Genomic DNA, 18,638 nt, shown 5'->3' with positions numbered 1-18,638 from the left:
TTGATAGTTTGTTCTCAAATATTTGCTAACTTAATTTTTGCAAAATGATACCCTATCTATCCTTTAATTATAAAATTCTGGTTAGGTAGGGTTATTCATGAAATACACCTCTAAACTTTTTGCTTCTAAGATCTTTTCTATCGCGTTATCCCTTTCCCTGCTCAATGGCTGTTCTTTGCTTGAGTTAAAGATAGAGTCTCAAGCAGTACCATTAACGACGGTAGAATTAAATACTCGCATTTTAACCCGTGAATACAGCAAACTTTTTTTTAGTGAAGTCGAATCAGCTGCGGATGAAATAGCAGCCACTTACCCGAAAGACGATACCTTACATCAATCTTATGTTTTGTTATGGAAAATTCATGCAGAAGAAGGGTTACAGCGTGCGGCGTATCAAGTGTCCCCAAAAGTAGCCCTAATTGATTCATGGGTATTTGCTGCACAAATGGAGCAATTTTTCTCGCCAGAAGGAAAAGGTTCTGAATTATTTGATGGCGATATAGCTTTTAAAACCAGCCAAGTTCTGAATGAGGACATTAAAAATATAGCAGAAAAGCTATTGTCGAGTTCAGAGTTTAGTGCTGGTCAAGATTTTATTGTAGGGTTTGTTGCAGATCACCCATTTGATAATTTAATGATGCGAAGAACACCTGCTTTAAAAGCGTGGTTAGCACATCAAAATATCGATGAAACAGAAGCGGTAGCAACGTTAGGGACAATGCCAGAGGCGTTAGGTGATGTCTCTGATCGTTTAGGTTTAGTTTCTGAGCAAACACCAAAGATAATGACATGGAAAGCGCAATTAATCGCCATGAATAGCAACGTGAATGCGAATGATATAAATAAAATGCTGGAGAGTGTGCGTCATACCTCTGAGTCATTCCAAGACTTTGTGAAAAATAATCCTGAATATATGCAAAATCTAGCAGAGCAAATGAGTTTGCAGTTGCAGCCATTACTTGATGATTTGGATCTAAAGACAGATGACAAGCTAAATCAACTCAGTGCAGAGCGTATTGCTCTAGAGGCGATGGTTGCTCGTGAACGACAAGAGTTAGTGAATATGATTGAGAGAGAGCGTAATGCGATTGCTATTATTGTTTCTCAAGAACGTGAGAAGTTTACTCAAGACTTAGATAAAGTATCACAAGATGTGCTGACGCTAGCAGTAGATAAAATCATTGATTTGATTAAGAGTACCATTATTTACTTCATCTTGTTTATCTTAACTATTTTCTTTGCGCCTTTAGGCCTTGGTTACTTTTTAGGTAAACGAGCAGCAATCAAGAAAACGGTAGTATAGATATCGTAGCGTATTAAATCGTTAAGAAGCAGACATAAAAAATGCCAGTGGTTGACTCAACCACTGGCATTTTTCTATTTAAATGACGCTATTTGAAATAGAACAGTATGAATTACGCTGTTTTTGTTTCTACTGCAATAGCTTCATCAGTGTCTTCAGCTGTGATGGTCGGTTCACATTTATCAACAAACCAGCCCATGTAAGAGGTTACGATTGTTACAATAATACATACAAAGCTTAACCACATAAATGGTGCGTAAGACAGTGTAGCAACCCCAAGGATACTCGCCATGTAGATACCATTATCACTCCATGGAACCATACCTGATGTTAGCGTTCCGCCAAATTCTGCATTACGAGAAAGGTTCTTACGCTTATAGCCTAAACGGTCGTAGTTTTTCGCACAAATCTTTGGAGTAAGAATAAGTGATACATACATCGCAGAGCCAAAGACGTTACCAAAGAAAGCGGTAGCGATAGTACTTGTTGCTAGAGAACCAGGACCTTGAACGCGTTTTTCGAATAGTTTAGCCACTGTTTCTAATACGCCAACTTTATCCAGTAAACCACCAAAGCCTAAACCAAATACGATAACAGCCACTGACCCAAGCATTGAAGACATACCGCCACGATTTAGAATCGCATCAATAAAATCGACACCTGATGAAATTGAGTACGGAGCCCATGCTGTATTGAATGCGGTCAAGAAATCAATATCTTGAACCATTACCGCCCAGATAATACCTAGTAGTGAACCAAAGCTGATCACCGGGAAAGAAGGCATACGCATTGCCAGTAGGCCAAGAACAATAACCACAGGAACAAATGAGAATGGAGAGATAACAAATTGCTCTTCCATTGCTAAGATAACAGAGTCAACTTGGCTCATGTCCACGTTACCAGCAAAGTGGAAACCAAAAGCGGTAAACATAATACCAGTGATGATGTAGCTGATAAGCGCAACAGGCAGCATGCCTTTAATGTGCTCCATAACTTCAACGTTAGACATTGAAGATGCAAGGATTACCGAATCTGAAAGCGGTGACATTTTATCACCGAAGTAACAACCAGACAGAACCGCACCAGCAGTAATTGGTGCAGGAACCCCAAGACCTTGGCCAATCCCCATCATTGCAATACCAGCAGTACCTGCAGCACCCCAAGAGGTACCTGTAGCAAGAGCGGTTAATGAACAGATGATCATTGTTGCAAGAAGGAAGATTGATGGATGAATTGCTTTTAAACCATAGTAAATAATGGTTGGAACAATACCGCCAGAAATCCAAGTACCTACTAAAGCACCTACAGCCAAGAGAATTAATACCGCTCCTAGTCCATTGGAGATGCCGTTTAGGGCTGCTTTTTCTAAAGATTTGTAATCATGGCCTAACTTAATACCTAAGGTAATAATAATGAACCAACCAATATAAAGTGCTAATTGGATTGGTAGATCAAGTTGTGCCGTGAAAGAAAAGGCAAGTAGCAGAAATAGCCCTAAAGATATAATTACCTGCGTTAGCGAAGGTAACTTTGTCGTTGCTTGCTTCATGTATAAAGCCTCTTTTTTGTATGCATGAATAAAATTCATACGATAAGGGATTGTATTTTCTAAACGAGATGCACTTTACCTTATGATCAACAATAGATCGATTAACTATAGTTGATTTGTGATTTCTATCTATAGCCCTGTTAAAATACTGTTTATAAGTTAATTTTTGGTTAAATATTGGTATTTATTTTTGGTTTGATTGGTTTTAATACTTGGTTGTTTTTTTTATTTTGTATCAACTTTAATGCTTTATTTTGTTTTTAAGTATCAGTAATTAACTATTTTTTAGTGTAATCGTTTGCTAATTCATTATTGAGTAAAATATCATGAAGTGTAACTAGGTGTAATAATCGTAAAATATTACTTTTTAAGCTGTTTGTGGTTATTTTTCGTGTTAGTTGTTAAAAAATAGTTTTTTGTTGATATAAAAATGCGATTATTGTCAACTTAACTAAAATAGTGTCGTTTTTTTATCCATTTTTTTGAAGTTAGAAACGTAAATAAATAAAAATATTATGCATAAAAAGTGAATTAAAGAAGCAAATAGTGCTTGAGATTTCTTTCTGTTCATCATATAGATGGAGTAAGCACTTTTTATTTTTTGAATTACAGGGAGAGTATAATGAGAGTAGGTTTAGTCGGCTGGCGTGGAATGGTGGGTTCTGTATTAATGCAGCGTATGGTTGAAGAGCGTGATTTTGACCATATTGAACCGGTATTTTACACTACATCACAAGTCGGGATCCCAGCACCAAACCTTGGAAAGGATGCCGGTTTACTGCAAGATGCATTTGATATTCAATCTTTACTAAAATTAGATGCCATTATTACCTGTCAAGGTGGTAGCTATACTGAAAAAGTATACCCAGCACTTCGTCAAGCAGGTTGGAAAGGCTATTGGATTGATGCTGCATCTACATTACGTATGAAAGAGGATGCGATTATTACGCTTGATCCAGTGAACTTTGATCAAATTCAGCAAGGTATTCACTCAGGTACTAACACTTATGTTGGTGGTAACTGTACGGTTAGTTTGATGTTAATGGGTCTTGGAGGCTTATATAAAGCAGGTTTAGTTGAGTGGGTTAGTGCAATGACGTATCAAGCCGCGTCTGGTGCTGGTGCGAAAAACATGCGTGAGCTAATTTCTCAAATGGGCGTAGTGAATGATTGCGTGACATCTGAACTAGCAAATCCTTCAAGCTCTATTTTAGACATTGATAGAAAAGTAGCAGAGACCATTCGTTCAGATTCTTTCCCAACATCAGAGTTTGGATCTCCATTGGCAGGTTCATTGATCCCTTGGATTGACGTTAAGCGTGAAAATGGTCAAAGCAAAGAAGAGTGGAAAGCAACGGTTGAAACCAATAAGATCCTTGGTCTTCAAGATTCACCTATTGCGATTGATGGTACTTGTGTACGTATCGGTGCAATGCGTTGTCATTCACAAGCATTAACGATTAAGTTGAAACAAGATGTGCCAATGGATGAGATTGAAGAGATCATCGCAACGCATAATGATTGGGTTAAAGTTATCCCAAATGAGCGTTATATTACGGCACAAGAGCTAACTCCTGCAAAAGTGACCGGTACGCTATCTGTTCCTGTTGGTCGTTTACGTAAAATGTCGATGGGTAATGATTTCTTGAATGCCTTTACTGTCGGTGACCAATTACTATGGGGTGCTGCAGAGCCACTTCGTCGTACATTGCGTATAATTCTTAGCGAAAAGAAATAATCTCTAAATAGAGTTAATTGCATTAGTTGATAGAACAAAAAAAGGCTTCCCATGAGAATATCGGGGAAGCCTTTTTATTATAACAAGATACCCTTGCTACTAGATGTTAGTGAGTTAACTCGCCACGTAAACTTTGCTGCATCATGGTACGCATAGTTTCATAAGGCAGATCTTTACTTAATAGGTAATGCAGTTTAGCAAGTGCTGCTTCTGGGGTCATATCATAACCACTGATCACACCAGCCTCAGCAAGTGCACAACCTGTAGCATAACCGCCCATATTTACCTTTCCTGATAAACATTGAGTTAAGTTTACAACAACAACACCACGCTCAGAAGCTTCTTTCAATTGTGCTAAAAGCTCTGGGTTTTGTGGAGCATTACCGACACCAAAAGTGAGTAATATCATGGCATTTACAGGTTGGCGTAATGTGTTTTTAATCACTTCTGCTGAGATGCCTGGGTACATGGTTACTACGCCTATTGGTTGTGGCGTAATATTATTAACCGTGAATTCACCTTCTGGTTGCTTATTGATTTCTGCACCGTTGATTTGGATATTAATACCCGCTTCAAGTAATGGTGACAGGTTTGGAGAAGAGAAAGCATCAAAACCGTCAGCGTGTGATTTTGTACTACGGTTACCACGAATTAACTTATTGTTGAAGAATAAAGTGACTTCGTTAATTGGGTAATTAGCTGCAATGTGTAAGGCATTTAATAAGTTGCTTTGACCATCAGAGCGTAGCTCAGCAAGAGGAATTTGAGAGCCAGTAACGATCACTGGTTTACCAAGGTTCTCAAGCATAAATGAAAGTGCTGATGCAGTGTAGGCCATGGTATCCGTACCATGAAGAATCACAAATCCGTCGTATTTATCGTAGTTAGCACGAATATCATCTGCAATACGTTGCCAATCTTCTGGCGTCATATCAGATGAATCAATTAATGGTTCATATTCGTGAATGGTGAAAATTGGCATTTCTGCACGGTGAAATTCAGGCATTTGTTTTAGTTGATGTTGCATAAAGCCTGATGCAGGAACATAACCATGATCATCAGATTTCAACATGCCGATTGTGCCGCCTGTATAGGCGATATAAATGTGTTTTCTTTCCATAATAACAACGGTACAGAGTTATGGGAGGTAGTGCGATTATACTGTGCATTGGGCATAAAGAAAGCCCGACATGTGTCGGGCTCGTCATGCTTTTAAAGATTGCTACAGTTCAAACAGAAGAGATATTGCCCTTTTGGATCATTAAAGTTATTCAACATGTTAATGTCTGTTGCAACTTTGCTGATGGTCGGTTGCAATGCTTCGGGAGCAAGTGAAAATAATTCAGTCTTGATATTAGCGTTAAAGCTCATACTTAACTCTTCAAGGAATTGCTCCATTGGAGATAATGGCTCTTTAACCCAGTACAAGTTGTAGGAATCCATATTGGCTAATTGAGCTGCTGCATGCACGGCATCATCAAAATCACCTAATTGGTCAACTAAACCATGTTTTAGCGCATCTTTACCTGTCCAAACACGACCTTGTGCGACGTTATCAACCGCTTCTAAGGATAGATCACGATGATCACTCACTAGTTTAATAAAGCGGTGATAGCCATGTTCGATACCCAACTGCATCACTTGAGCTACATCATCATTTAACGGGCGAGTTAAGCCAACGCCATTAAATGGAGAGGTTGAGATCCCATCACTGTGGATCCCCATCTTATTTAAGCCTTTTTCAAAGGTGGTTAAAATACCAAAGATACCAATTGAACCCGTAATAGTGGTTGGTTGAGCAATGATTTTATCAGCACTTGCAGAGATCCAATACCCACCAGAGGCAGCGACACTCGACATTGAAATAACCACAGGTTTGCCTGCTTCTTTAAGGGCATCTACTTCATTGCGGATCACTTCAGAAGCAAAAGCACTACCACCCGGACTATCCACTCGTAGAACAACGGCTTTTACGTTGTCATCACCACGAGCTTGACGAAGTAGCGCTGCTGTAGAGTCTCCACCAACAGTACCTTGGCGTTGAGTGCCGTCCATGATAGCTCCACTTGCGACAACAACCGCAATATCTTGAGCACTAGGAATGATCGTAGGGCGAACTTGTGGGCGATAATCGTAATAGCTGATCTGTTTAAAGCTGTCGTAGCCATTTGAACCAAATTGCTCAATGAGATCTTTACGAACTTCCTGTCGTGTAGCCAGTTTATCTACCAAACCGAGCTCTACTGTCATTTGTGATAAATCACCATTAACCGTCTTCAATTTTGCAATGAATTGATCCATTGGCATGGTTAATGTTTTTGCATCAATTTGACGGTTAGTCGCAACATCATCTAAATAGGCATCCCATAATTGAGTTAACCATACTGACGTTGATTCTTTTGCAGCATCAGACATGTCATTTCTAAGATATGGTTCTACCGCTGATTTGTATGTTCCTACACGGAAAACATGGGTTGATACATTCAGCTTTTCAAGTAGGTCTTTGTAGTACAGCGTATAAGCGCCGTAACCACGTAATAGAACCGTACCATCAGGCGACATGAAGACTTTATCAGCGTAACTTGCTAAATAATATTGGCTTTGATTGTAGTAATCACCAATAGCGTAAACCGGTTTTCCTGCTGCTTTGAAGGTATTGATGGCTTTTGCTATATAGCGAAGTTTGGTTAAGCTGGTTTCATTCATCTCTTTTAAATGAAGCACTAAGCCAGAAACATTGTCGTCATGAGCCGCAAAACGAATCGTATCGACAATATCAAATAAGACATTTTCTTGTGATTTTTGACTGCCTAATAAATCAGAAGTAACACGCTCTAACGGCTCGCGAAATTTACTCTCTTCAACAATGGGACCAGATAAATCAAGGATTAACGCTTTCTTCTCAACTTGTTGATTTTCAACGTTAGACTCATCACTGGATAGGAAAGTGAAGGCAATCACTCCCACAAAAACCAGAAAAAATAGGTTTAATATCAGTTGACGGGTAAAGGAAAGTAACTTCCATATGGCTTTAAAACATTTTCCTATGAAGTGGAATAACCCTTTCATATTGTTCCTTATTATTAGTTTAAACTCTGTCACTATCCTACTCTAAGTAATAGGGAAAGTAACTAGACGAAAGAAGTCTAAATGAGAATTAGTTTTATTAAGAAAATAGAAGAGTAAAAGATTTGATGAATGTTGCATAATTGTAAAAAGTTGATTGTGGCAGAGGCTTATAATCATTACTCTGGTCAGACCACGATAATTATAAAAGCGATGGATTGTTATGACGTACCCACATCTTTTTCAGCCGTTAGATTTAGGATTTACTCAGTTAAAAAATCGGGTCTTAATGGGCTCTATGCATACTGGATTAGAAGAGAGTAATGATGGATTTAAAAAACTCTCAGCCTTTTATGCCGCGCGGGCAAAAGGTGGAGTCGGCCTCATTGTTACTGGTGGTTTTGCGCCTAATTTTCGTGGGCGTCTAACCCCATTTAGTGCGCAGTTTAGTTCTGCTCGTGCTGCGGATAAGCATAAAGCCTTAACCTGTGCGGTACATGATAATGGCGGAAAAATTGCACTTCAGCTGCTTCATGCGGGTCGCTATGCGATGCATCCTTTAGCGGTGAGTGCTTCTGACATTAGAGCACCAATAGGGATGTTTACGCCAAGCCAAATGAGTGAGCGTCAAATTCAAAAAACTATCCATGATTTTGCTAATAGTGCGCATTATGCAAAACAAGCCAATTACGATGGCATTGAAGTGATGGGATCGGAAGGCTATCTCATTAATCAATTTATCTGTGCTAGAACAAACATGAGGTATGACGATTGGGGTGGGAATTATCAAAACCGTATGCGTTTTCCATTAGAAATAATTAAAGCCATTCGTAAAAAAGTAGGTTTAGATTTTATTATTATCTTTCGCTTATCTATGCTTGATTTAGTGGAACAAGGCAGCACGTTTGATGAGGTGGTTGAACTTGCTCAAGCATTAGAAAAAGCGGGCGTCACGATATTAAATACTGGAATTGGTTGGCATGAAGCAAGAATACCAACTATAGCGACTCAAGTGCCACGTGCCGCCTTCAGTTGGGTAACTGAAAAGCTAAAAGGTAAAGTCTCTATTCCATTAGTTACTTGTAACCGTATTAATACACCAGAAGTTGCTGAAGATATATTAGCATCAGGACAAGCCGATATGGTGTCGATGGCGCGTCCATTTTTAGCGGATGCTGAATTTGTAAATAAAGCCGAGCAAGACAGTTCAGAATTAATTAATACCTGTATTGGCTGTAATCAAGCCTGTTTGGATCATGTATTTAAAGCTAAGCGAGCCACGTGTTTGGTTAACCCTCAAGCCTGTTATGAGACTGAGTTAGTGCTTACCCCTACAGAGAAAAAGAGATCTATTGCGGTGATTGGTGCGGGAATGGCGGGTTTGTCTTGTGCTACCTCAGCGGCTGAGCGTGGTTATCAAGTGACGGTATTTGAGCGAAGTGATCGCATTGGTGGACAGTTTAATTTAGCCATGCAGATCCCAGGGAAAGAAGAGTTCAAAGAAACTATTCGTTATTTCTCCAATAAATTAGATCATAAGAACATTATCGTTAAGTTGAATTATACCGTTGAGATGGATGAACTGCGTCAGTTTGATGAGGTGGTGGTGGCGACAGGCGTTAAACCAAGAGCACCACAGCTAGAAGGCAGTGATCATCCAAAAGTAATTGATTATCAAACTTACATTAAAAATCAACCTAAGCTTGGTCAAAAAGTGGCGGTGATTGGTGCTGGTGGTATTGGCGTTGATGTCGCAACCATGATCACTGAGCCTGAAGATCACACATTAGATGCGTGGCTAAAAGATTGGGATATCGATAAAAATATTGAGTTCGAAGGCGGTTTAAAGCCACAAGAAACATATCAAACCACCCGCGAAGTATGGTTGATGCAGCGTAGAAAGGGCAGCATAGGGAAAGGCCCAGGGAAAACAACGGGTTGGATCCATAAACGCACCTTACAAAAACGTGGCGTACATATGTTAGCGGGTGTTGAATACTTAAAAGTGAATGATGAAGGTTTGTATATTCGTCAAAATGAAGAAGTTAAGCTGCTCGATGTTGATCATGTTTTAATGTGTGCAGGCCAAGTATCCGTCAATGACTTAGTTGAAACGCTAACCTCAGCGAAGATTGAACATCACGTTATTGGCGGTGCCGAGCATGCAGGTGAATTGGATGCGAAACGAGCAATTCGTCAAGGGGTTGAACTAGCCGCCAAACTTTAAGCTAAAATACCAACAAGTTAGGCAACAAAACTTGATAACTGTCTATTCATACAGGTATAGTGCTGATGTTATTCACAACATCAGCACTTTTTTATGTCACGATTATTTATTGCAGAAAAACCGAGTTTAGGTCGAGCGATTGCCGCTGGGCTAGCAAAGCCACAGAAGAATCAACAAGGCTATATAGAATGTGGCAATGGCGACATTGTAACTTGGTGTATAGGTCACCTATTAGAGCAAGTTGAGCCTGATGCTTATGATGATAAATACAAATCGTGGCGTATGGAGCATTTACCGATTGTTCCTGAGCAGTGGCAACTTCGTCCAAGAAAATCGTCGAGCAAACAATTAACGGTGATCCGAAAGTTATTGAAAACCGCTTCTCAAGTGGTTCACGCAGGCGATCCTGATAGAGAAGGACAGTTATTAGTTGATGAAGTTTTGGATTATTTAAAACTGTCTAAAACCAAAAAAGCCGCGACTCAACGGTTATTAATCAGCGATTTAAATTTACCGGCAGTAAAACGTGCATTAACGTCAATGCGAAGCAACCAAGAGTTTATTCCTCTCTCTATTTCAGCGTTAGCGCGCTCTCGTGCCGATTGGTTGTATGGCATGAACATGACTCGTGCTTATACCTTATTAGGTCAACGTGGTGGTTATCAAGGCGTATTATCCGTAGGCCGTGTACAAACGCCTGTATTAGGTTTAGTGACTCGTCGTGATGAAGAGATTGCTAATTTTGTTCCTAAAGCGTATTTCACCTTAGACGCATTAATTCCTTATCAAAATCCTCAGCTGAATGATGGACAGGCATTTGATATTCGAGCGAAGTGGAAGCCAAGCGAAGCGTGTCAGCAATGGCAAGACGAAGAAGGGCGCGTACTCAGTCTGAAATTGGTCGAAAACGTGGCTCAGAGAATTGCCAATCAGCCAGCAACCGTCACTAAAGCTGAAAATAAAGAAACCAAGCAAAATGCGCCTTTGCCATATTCGTTATCGTCATTACAAATAGATGCTTCAAAACGTTATAATCTAAGTGCGCAGCAAGTATTAGATGCATGTCAGGCGTTGTATGAAAAGCACAAATTAATCACTTATCCACGCTCAGACAGCCGTCACTTACCCAAAGATCATTATAAGCAGCGTGAACAAGTATGCGCTGCAATTGGTAATAACGATAAGCAATTATCTAGCGCCGTAAGCAATGCCGATTTAACGTTGAAATCACGCGCTTGGAATGACAGTAAGGTTGATGCTCACCATGCAATTATTCCAACCCCTAAATCAAGTGGCTCAGCAGGGCTTTCTGGGTTTGAAGAGAAGGTTTATCACTTAATTGCCCGTCAGTATTTAATGCAGTTTTATCCTGCGGCTGTTTATGCCGAAGCAGAATTGGTATTTGACATTGCAGGCGGTGTATTTGCAGCCAAAGGCAAGCAGATGTTGTTTGCAGGTTGGCGCGTATTACTGGGTAAAACTCAAGCACAAGGTAGTGATGACGATGTGGCCAATAAAGTCCCTCCGCTTAAAAAAGGCGAAGTACATACGTGTCGTGAAGGTGAAATAAAACATAAGATGACAGAGCCGCCAAAATATTTCACTGAAGCCGCTTTATTACAAGCCATGACGGGTATTGCACGCTTTGTTGAAGATAAAGAGCTGAAAAAGATCCTAAGAGATACGGATGGATTAGGAACCGAGGCCACACGAGCAGGGATATTAGATACTTTATTTAAACGTCAACTATTAACTCGAAATGGTAAAAACATTCATGCAAGTGAGGCAGGTAAAGGCTTAATTAATGCGCTACCGAATGAAGCGACTTACCCAGATATGACGGCACATTGGGAGTTTCAGCTACAAGGAATGACAGAAAGAACCTGTGCATATCGTCCTTTTATGTCTGAATTAGAAACCAAAGTCCTAAACTTTATGCAAAGGGTTCAGCAAGGTCCGGTACCAGAATCATTAAAAACGTTGAAAAGCCCGACAAAACCGCAATTTAAACGTCGTAGAAAAGCAAAGAAATCATAAAATTAGATCCGCATCATCGAACAGAATTAAAGAATAAATTAAGGTGCCTTCTTAACGTTACTTTTAGAATAATTAAGAAGGCAATATGACATTTAAACATGCAGTGGGTTTTGGTGTAGCAGGTAACTTTGCTGGGCATCTGGAGCAAGCAGGGGAAGCAACTGACTTTTTAAATGTGAAAGTTGAAAATGCCATTCAACCAAAAGCACTTTTTCCATTTTACATTCCATCTCGACAAGCTGGATTCTTATCTCAATATCCTTTGTCGTCTGACTCTATTATTCCACCTAATGATGCTGATAATCTGCAAATTGAACCAGAAATTGCGATTGTGTTTGATATCACTTATCAAGACAACAAAGTAGTGGCGTTAACCCCAGTGAAGTTTGCGGCATACAATGATTGTTCAATTAGAAAGCCCAATGCGAAGAAGATCAGTGAAAAGAAAAACTGGGGTGAAAACACCAAGGGGATCTCGCAAGATTTCATTGAGCTAACCTCGTTTACTAAAGGCTGTGAATTAGATAAATATCGTATTGCCAGTTTTCATATTCGCAATGGTGAAATGAATCGATACGGTGAAGATAGTGCCGCGATTGATTACAGCTACTTCCATGAGCAACTAAATGAATGGATGATTGATCGAATGAATAATCAAAAGGATGAAGGCCCCGCTGAAGATCTTGCGATTTATTTATCTGAGGCTAATTATCCAGAACAAGCGATTATTAGTATTGGAGCGACACGATACACGGAGTTTGGCGAAACTAACTTCTTACAATCAGGCGATGAAAGTATTGTGGTGGTTTATGACGGTGAGCAGTATGGAACTCAAGATATTGAAGAGATGGTAAATACCAAAATGTGGACTAAAAATGGAATATCTTTACTCTCTCAAGTGGTTAAATAATCACTAGTTATGTGTCTAACGGTAACTTATTGTCAGGTAAATGTTAAATAAGGTGTTTTCTGCGAGATATTCAGTAAAAAAATAGGTACTATAGTCTGTTCATTTTCTGTTAAAGAATTTATATATGCCGAAATCTAATTTAAAATACATCTTTGTTATTCCAACGCTATTTTTAGTGTTGCTGCTTAGTATTGTTTTAGATAATCATATTGGTTCTGTTCAGCGACAAGTGAACCGAGAATATGATCGTATTATTGATTCTTTACAGCGCTCTATCAACGTGATGATTTCTCTTGATTACAATTTATCTCAGCTTTATAAGCAAAATTCAGGGGGGTTTTATAATCATAACCTTGAGATAGATGAACAGGCTGAACTTTGTGTTATCCGTCCTAGTACTGATCAAAGCGCGGTGCTGGATAAGCAAAATGTATCTGTGCCTAAAAGTCGTTTAGATTATAGTTTTGCAGGAGTAAAAGAGCTGTGTGATCCAAGCTCAGAACTCTATGATATAGCTTCTAAGAAGGTTACGCTTGCTCCTGTTATCTCATTTATTCATGATTATGAAAAGTATCTTCATGGTATCTACTTTATCTCTAAATACGATTATATCATTTCATCGCCAAAGCAAATCGCAGAAAATTTAACCAAGCAAACATTAGACACTATTTATTCTCGACCATACTGGAAAAATAGTATGAAGAATAAAAATCAAAAAGATATCACCTTTACCCCTCCGTACACCGATGCCTTTTTTGATGGTCTAGAAGTGTTAACTTTTTCTACGCCTATTTATTATAAAGATCTCTTTAAGGGGCTATTGGTAATCGACTTATCGGTTGAAAAACTATTACGCTCAAACAGTGCTGTTTCAAAGCATATTCAATTATTAGACAGTGATAAATATGAACGTTTTGAACAATATCGTTTTATGCAGCCAGTGGCACTTACTGATACGAATTTTACCTATTTTCTATATTATAAAAGTTCGATAAAAGAAGAGCTTATAATTTTTTTGACTCATGATATTAAATCGTTAACCTTGATTTTTGTAACCTATATTCTTGCCGTTTTATCGATGTTTTATTATCAAACACATTTATCTCAACGTTATTATCGTGATTTAGCAAAACAAGATCCAATGACAGGTTTATATAATCGTCGTGGTTTTGAAATGAGCCTACAAGATCGTGTCGTTAAGAAATTTGTTGGCTTTGCTCTTTATGATATTGATGACTTTAAACAAATTAATGATGTATTTGGTCATGATGTGGGCGATGAGGCGATTATATACGTCGCGAAGATATTGAATAAAAGTGTTCGTGATAGTGATATTGTGTCTCGATTTGGTGGCGAAGAGTTTGTGATTTGTATCAATGCAGAATCTAGATCTAGCTTAGAGAGGGTGTGTGAACGAGTAAGAAAGTCGATCCAAGACTCATCAGGTAAGGTTGTGAAAGGTGGCTTTACTGTTTCTGGTGGTGTTGCAGTGATTGATTCTCAACAAGACTTTTCATTTGAGCATGTCATTAAAAAAGCAGATGATCTTCTTTATAAAGCAAAACAAGAAGGTAAAAACCGAGTTTACTTTTCATAAACTCGGAGATCTTAATCTGTACTATAGAGTTAGCTTACTTTTTCTAGCTCTTGATGAAGTCTGGCAACGATAGGCTCAGATTTTTTATGGCTGCGAATATCCATAAAAATGTCTTTTGCTTCAGTGTATTCTTGGCGAAGATAAACTAGCCATTGTTTTACTCGGTTTGAATAATACTGACCTTTGTCACCTGCCATTTGCAGCTTCGAATAATGAATAAGCAGTGCAATCACTTCAGGCCATGGCATCTTAGCGTGATTGTGCTTTACAACATTACCTAAGTTAGGAATGTTGAATGCCCCACGACAGACCATTAATGAATCAATACCTGTTGCTGCAATACAACGTTGTCCATCTTCATGGTTCCAGATCTCACCATTGGCAATGATGGGAATATCGATTTTTTGACGAACTTGGTTAATGTAATCCCACTTTATTTCTTCTGCACGGTAACCATCAACTTTAGTTCTTGCGTGAATGGTTAGCTCGCTTGCGCCAGCCTGTTTTATCGCATCTGAAATAGCAAAGCACTCTTCTGGATTTTCCCAACCTAGACGGATCTTGGCTGTGACTTTTTTATCACTTGGAACGGCATCACGACATGATTTTACGATTTGATAAATTAACTCAGGATCTTTTAATAACGCTGCTCCGCCACGACTTTTGTTTACCGCTTTTGCAGGGCAACCAAAGTTAAGATCAACACCATCAGAGCCGAGTTCAATAGCACGCACGGCATTTTCTGCCATCCAATTAGGCTCTTGACCTAATAGCTGTACACGGATAGGGGTACCAGATTGTGTTTTACTGCCATTGAGTAATTCTGGACTGATACGGTGGAACACGTGTGGAGGTAACAACTGGTCTACGATGCGGACAAACTCAGTAACGCAGAAATCATAGTCATTAATCTCGGTTAATAGCTCACGCATTAAGTGATCGAGTACGCCCTCCATCGGGCCTAGTATTACTTGCATATCCCACCTCTTTTATTGGAGGTGGGATTGTAGGGGGAAAGGGGAGCTATGTCACTTATTTTGGGAATTTTGTAAACTCGACAACCGTTTCACCCGTTGTTACTGAGTAACGCATGATATAACCTTTATTGGTATTATCATCCATATTTGATGGGTAAATAGTTTCGTCAGAAAAAATAACGCCAACACCTGAACTTGCAGATGGTTCTCCTTGTAATACCCAAGCGCAATGATACATACTCACTGCGGCAGTAAAGGCAGTAAAGGCAGAAAAAACACCATCAGTTCTAGACTCATGAGTATCATCTTGCAAATTTAAAAACTTTGGTGCGGCAATCACAGCTAAAATTCCCAAAATAACAATAATGGCACTTAGGCTCTAATAATTATTTGCGCTATACTACGCCGAAAACTTAATTTCGGAAGTGAATAAATAATGAAGTATCAATTAATTGCACTAGATGGTGTTGATTTGAACTGCTCTGGCCTTTTTCTTGAAGGGGCAGTACTTGCTGCAAATATGGCAACCAAGCCATTAGATCCTGAAGTGTGGTTAAGCGACTTGGTTGGTGCTGATAATATACAAAAAATACTAAAACCAGTATCTCAGCAAATAGAGCATCAATACACATTACTTAAGCGTCATGAATATGAAGTCACTGAGGTTGTAAATTTTGATGATCTTGATGATGTAGCAGAATTTGCTGAAGGCTTTATGACGTTATGGCCAACAGTTGAAGAGTTATGGGCTGATCTTAACGTAGCTGATGGTACGATGCGAATGCTGTCTGCATTATTGACGACTATGATGCTTGCCGTTGATGAACAAGAGACGCATAGTCAAATGGCGGAAGCTGGAATTGACACACCACCAACGCTAGAGCAGATGTTACCTAAAATTGACTTTATGATACAAGAAGTAGCAATGGCTGCAGATGAATACCAAATTGGTTATAAAGGGCAAAAGGTAAATCCATATAAAGATGTGGGCCGTAATGATGCTTGCCCGTGTGAAAGCGGTAAGAAATTTAAGAAGTGTTGCGGAAAATAAACACTAAGCTATCTTTTAGTGAAAAATAGAATAAAAAAGCCATCAACTGATTGATGGCTTTTTTGTGTCAAATCAAAAAATTGTTAGGCTGATTTCTTATTAAAAAATTGAGCAATAACAAAAATAGCCAAAGCCACTAAGTTACCAGCAAAGATAATAACCAACCATTGAGGCATAGTTAGCGTTAAGAATTGCCATACAATTTTACCGCAGTCACCATACGCTTCAAACATCCACGGTGCCCATTTGTTGAGTGGTGCCCAGGAAGGGAAGGTAACAAATAAGTCGCAGGTCGCGAAAGGTGATGGGTTTAATTGAAAATCAACATGCTGCATAGCGAGTTTTAAACCCCAAGCAGCACTGATACCCCAAGCAATAAATCCACACCAACGAATGAGTAGGTTATTAGGGTTAAGTAAACCAATGATAGCGGCACCACCAATTCCCATCATAGCTACGCGTTCATAAATACACATGACACAAGGAGGTAGTTTCATCACATGTTGAAAGGTAAGTGCTGCCGCTTCAAATGCAGCAATACAGAGAAGCAATAGCAGCCAAGATAAGCGAATGCGGGAGAAGTGGTTAAGGGCTTGCATTAATTATTCCTTAATAAAAAAAGAAAGGCTCCGTATATACAGAGCCTTTTATATCAAAAAGAGGTTATACCTTATTAATGACCACTAGAAACCGCAGAAGTTGCACTTTCTATTGTACTATGAGTTAACCAACCTAAATCGTAGAACATGGCTGTCATCGGTTCAAGGAAGAACACAATACCAAACATACCAACAAGAGCTAAAACAATCGTATATGGTAATGCCATCCAAACCATACGACCATATGATAATTGAATTAATGGAGCAAGTGCTGAAGTCAGTAAGAATAAGAATGCAGCTTGACCATTTGGTGTTGCAACTGACGGTAAGTTTGTACCGGTATTGATTGCTACTGCTAATAAGTCAAACTGTTCACGTGTTATTTGGCCATTTAGTAATGCAGCTTTAACTTCATTAATATAAACCGTGCCAACAAACACATTATCAGACACCATTGATAGCAAACCATTTGCAACATAGAATAAAGCTAATTGTGAGCCTTTATCTTCGACAGCTAATACGGCATCAATAATAGGTTTGAATAATTGCTGATCGATAATTACAGCAACAACCGCAAAGAATACAGCTAATAAAGCAGTAAATGGTAGCGCTTCTTCAAATGCTTTACCCATTGAGTGCTCTTCGATAACACCAGTAAATGCAGTCGCTAAGATAATAACCGATAGGCCGATAAGACCCACTGCCGCTAAATGAAGTGCAAGAGCGACAATTAACCAAACAGCGATAACTGCTTGAATAATTAATTTAGCATTATCAATATTAGTACGGTTTTTACGCTCTTCTGATTCATACTCTTCAAGAATATTTCGAACATTAATAGGCAGTTTTGCACCGTAACCACAGATGCCCAATTTCTCTACAACAACACAAGTTAGCATACCGCAGACAAATACAGGAGCCGTGATTGGTAACATACGAATAATGAACTCACCAAACATCCAACCAGCTTGATCTGCAATGATCAGGTTTTGAGGTTCACCTACCATTGTCATAACACCACCAAGAGCAGTACCTACACCAGCATGCATAAGAAGACTACGTAAGAAAGCACGGTAGTTTTCAAGATCATCACGAGTTAGCTCATCAGTTACGTTTGAATCACAGGTATGATCATGACTTGGTGTGCCACCTTGTCCTGACGCTACGCGGTGATAAATTGCATAGAAGCCAACAGCAACACTAATAACAACGGCAATAACGGTTAATGCGTCGAGGAAAGCGGATAAGAAGGCCGCAGTAAAACAGAAAGCAGCAGAAAGTGCTGGTTTTGATTTTATGCCAATTAATATTTTGGTGAAAATAAACAGAAGCAGTTGCTTCATGAAATAAATACCGGCAACCATAAATACTAATAATAGTAGTACTTCAATGTTAGCAACCAGTTCATGCTTCACTTGCTCTGCACTTGTCATACCTATCGCAATGGCTTCGATGGCAAGTAAACCACCGGGTTGCAAAGGGTAGCATTTTAATGCCATAGCAAGAGTAAAAATAAACTCTATTACTAATAACCAACCAGCGGTAAACGGGTCGACTAAAAAGAAAACAAAAGGGTTAATAACT

The 18,638-nt window shown here is 39.1% G+C and carries 14 protein-coding genes; 7 read left to right on the top strand and 7 right to left on the bottom strand.

Annotated features, from left to right (window positions below; translation table 11 throughout):
• Positions 1-97: 97 nt before the first annotated feature.
• A complete protein-coding gene (locus PVK62_RS11510; RefSeq protein WP_274443824.1) occupies positions 98-1,303 on the top strand; it encodes a chemotaxis protein in 1,206 nt (401 codons plus the stop codon).
• A gap of 112 nt (positions 1,304-1,415) precedes the next feature.
• Here the strand turns inward: PVK62_RS11510 and nhaC are convergent, their stop codons facing one another.
• Entirely contained in the window at positions 1,416-2,852 is a 1,437-nt protein-coding gene (gene nhaC / locus PVK62_RS11505) for a Na+/H+ antiporter NhaC (RefSeq protein ID WP_274443822.1), read from the bottom strand.
• 622 nt (positions 2,853-3,474) lie between these two features.
• Here nhaC and asd point away from each other — a divergent pair.
• Positions 3,475-4,590 (top strand): aspartate-semialdehyde dehydrogenase, encoded by a 1,116-nt coding sequence (asd, locus tag PVK62_RS11500; RefSeq protein WP_274449408.1) that lies wholly within the window; start codon positions 3,475-3,477, stop codon positions 4,588-4,590.
• Positions 4,591-4,696: 106 nt separating this feature from the next.
• On the opposite strand, the gene ansA is transcribed toward asd, so the two are convergent.
• On the bottom strand, positions 4,697-5,710 hold the full coding sequence (ansA, locus tag PVK62_RS11495) for an asparaginase (protein WP_274445462.1): 1,014 nt from the start codon (positions 5,708-5,710) through the stop codon (positions 4,697-4,699).
• 92 nt (positions 5,711-5,802) lie between these two features.
• On the bottom strand, positions 5,803-7,659 hold the full coding sequence (gene sppA, locus PVK62_RS11490; RefSeq protein ID WP_274445460.1) for a signal peptide peptidase SppA: 1,857 nt from the start codon (positions 7,657-7,659) through the stop codon (positions 5,803-5,805).
• A gap of 220 nt (positions 7,660-7,879) precedes the next feature.
• On the opposite strand from sppA, the gene PVK62_RS11485 reads away from it, so the two are divergent.
• The 4 genes from PVK62_RS11485 (at position 7,880) to PVK62_RS11470 (ending at position 14,427) form a co-directional block, all read left to right on the top strand.
• A complete protein-coding gene (locus tag PVK62_RS11485; protein ID WP_274445459.1) occupies positions 7,880-9,883 on the top strand; it encodes an NADPH-dependent 2,4-dienoyl-CoA reductase in 2,004 nt (667 codons plus the stop codon).
• Between the two features lie 93 nt (positions 9,884-9,976).
• Positions 9,977-11,920, top strand: a complete 1,944-nt coding sequence (locus tag PVK62_RS11480) for a DNA topoisomerase III (RefSeq protein ID WP_274445458.1) — start codon at positions 9,977-9,979, stop codon at positions 11,918-11,920.
• A gap of 85 nt (positions 11,921-12,005) precedes the next feature.
• Positions 12,006-12,830 carry a DUF5718 family protein gene (locus PVK62_RS11475; protein WP_274445457.1) on the top strand — a complete coding sequence of 275 codons (825 nt, stop codon included), beginning with the start codon at positions 12,006-12,008 and terminating at the stop codon, positions 12,828-12,830.
• 124 nt (positions 12,831-12,954) lie between these two features.
• The gene (locus PVK62_RS11470; RefSeq protein WP_274445454.1) at positions 12,955-14,427 is read left to right on the top strand and encodes a sensor domain-containing diguanylate cyclase; all 1,473 of its coding nucleotides are present in this window, start codon (positions 12,955-12,957) and stop codon (positions 14,425-14,427) included.
• Positions 14,428-14,456: 29 nt separating this feature from the next.
• On the opposite strand, the gene dusC is transcribed toward PVK62_RS11470, so the two are convergent.
• Together dusC and PVK62_RS11460 are read right to left on the bottom strand one after the other, a co-directional pair.
• Positions 14,457-15,404, bottom strand: coding sequence for a tRNA dihydrouridine(16) synthase DusC (gene dusC, locus PVK62_RS11465; protein ID WP_274445453.1), 948 nt, complete (start codon positions 15,402-15,404; stop codon positions 14,457-14,459).
• 55 nt (positions 15,405-15,459) lie between these two features.
• Positions 15,460-15,744, bottom strand: coding sequence for a hypothetical protein (locus PVK62_RS11460; protein ID WP_274445452.1), 285 nt, complete (start codon positions 15,742-15,744; stop codon positions 15,460-15,462).
• A 96-nt stretch (positions 15,745-15,840) separates the two neighbouring features.
• Between PVK62_RS11460 and PVK62_RS11455 the strand changes: the two genes are divergently transcribed.
• Positions 15,841-16,455: an SEC-C metal-binding domain-containing protein gene (locus tag PVK62_RS11455; RefSeq protein WP_274445451.1), complete on the top strand. Its 615-nt coding sequence runs from the start codon at positions 15,841-15,843 to the stop codon at positions 16,453-16,455.
• Positions 16,456-16,538: 83 nt separating this feature from the next.
• On the opposite strand, the gene dsbB is transcribed toward PVK62_RS11455, so the two are convergent.
• Together dsbB and nhaB are read right to left on the bottom strand one after the other, a co-directional pair.
• Entirely contained in the window at positions 16,539-17,054 is a 516-nt protein-coding gene (dsbB, locus tag PVK62_RS11450) for a disulfide bond formation protein DsbB (RefSeq protein ID WP_274445450.1), read from the bottom strand.
• 74 nt (positions 17,055-17,128) lie between these two features.
• Positions 17,129-18,638 (bottom strand): Na(+)/H(+) antiporter NhaB (gene nhaB, locus PVK62_RS11445; RefSeq protein ID WP_274445449.1); only part of this gene is annotated, 1,510 nt, incomplete at its 5' end.

It is taken from the genome of Aliivibrio sp. S3MY1, from assembly GCF_028765575.1.
Classification (GTDB): domain Bacteria; phylum Pseudomonadota; class Gammaproteobacteria; order Enterobacterales; family Vibrionaceae; genus Aliivibrio.
This window is presented reverse-complemented; position numbering and strand designations above follow the sequence as displayed.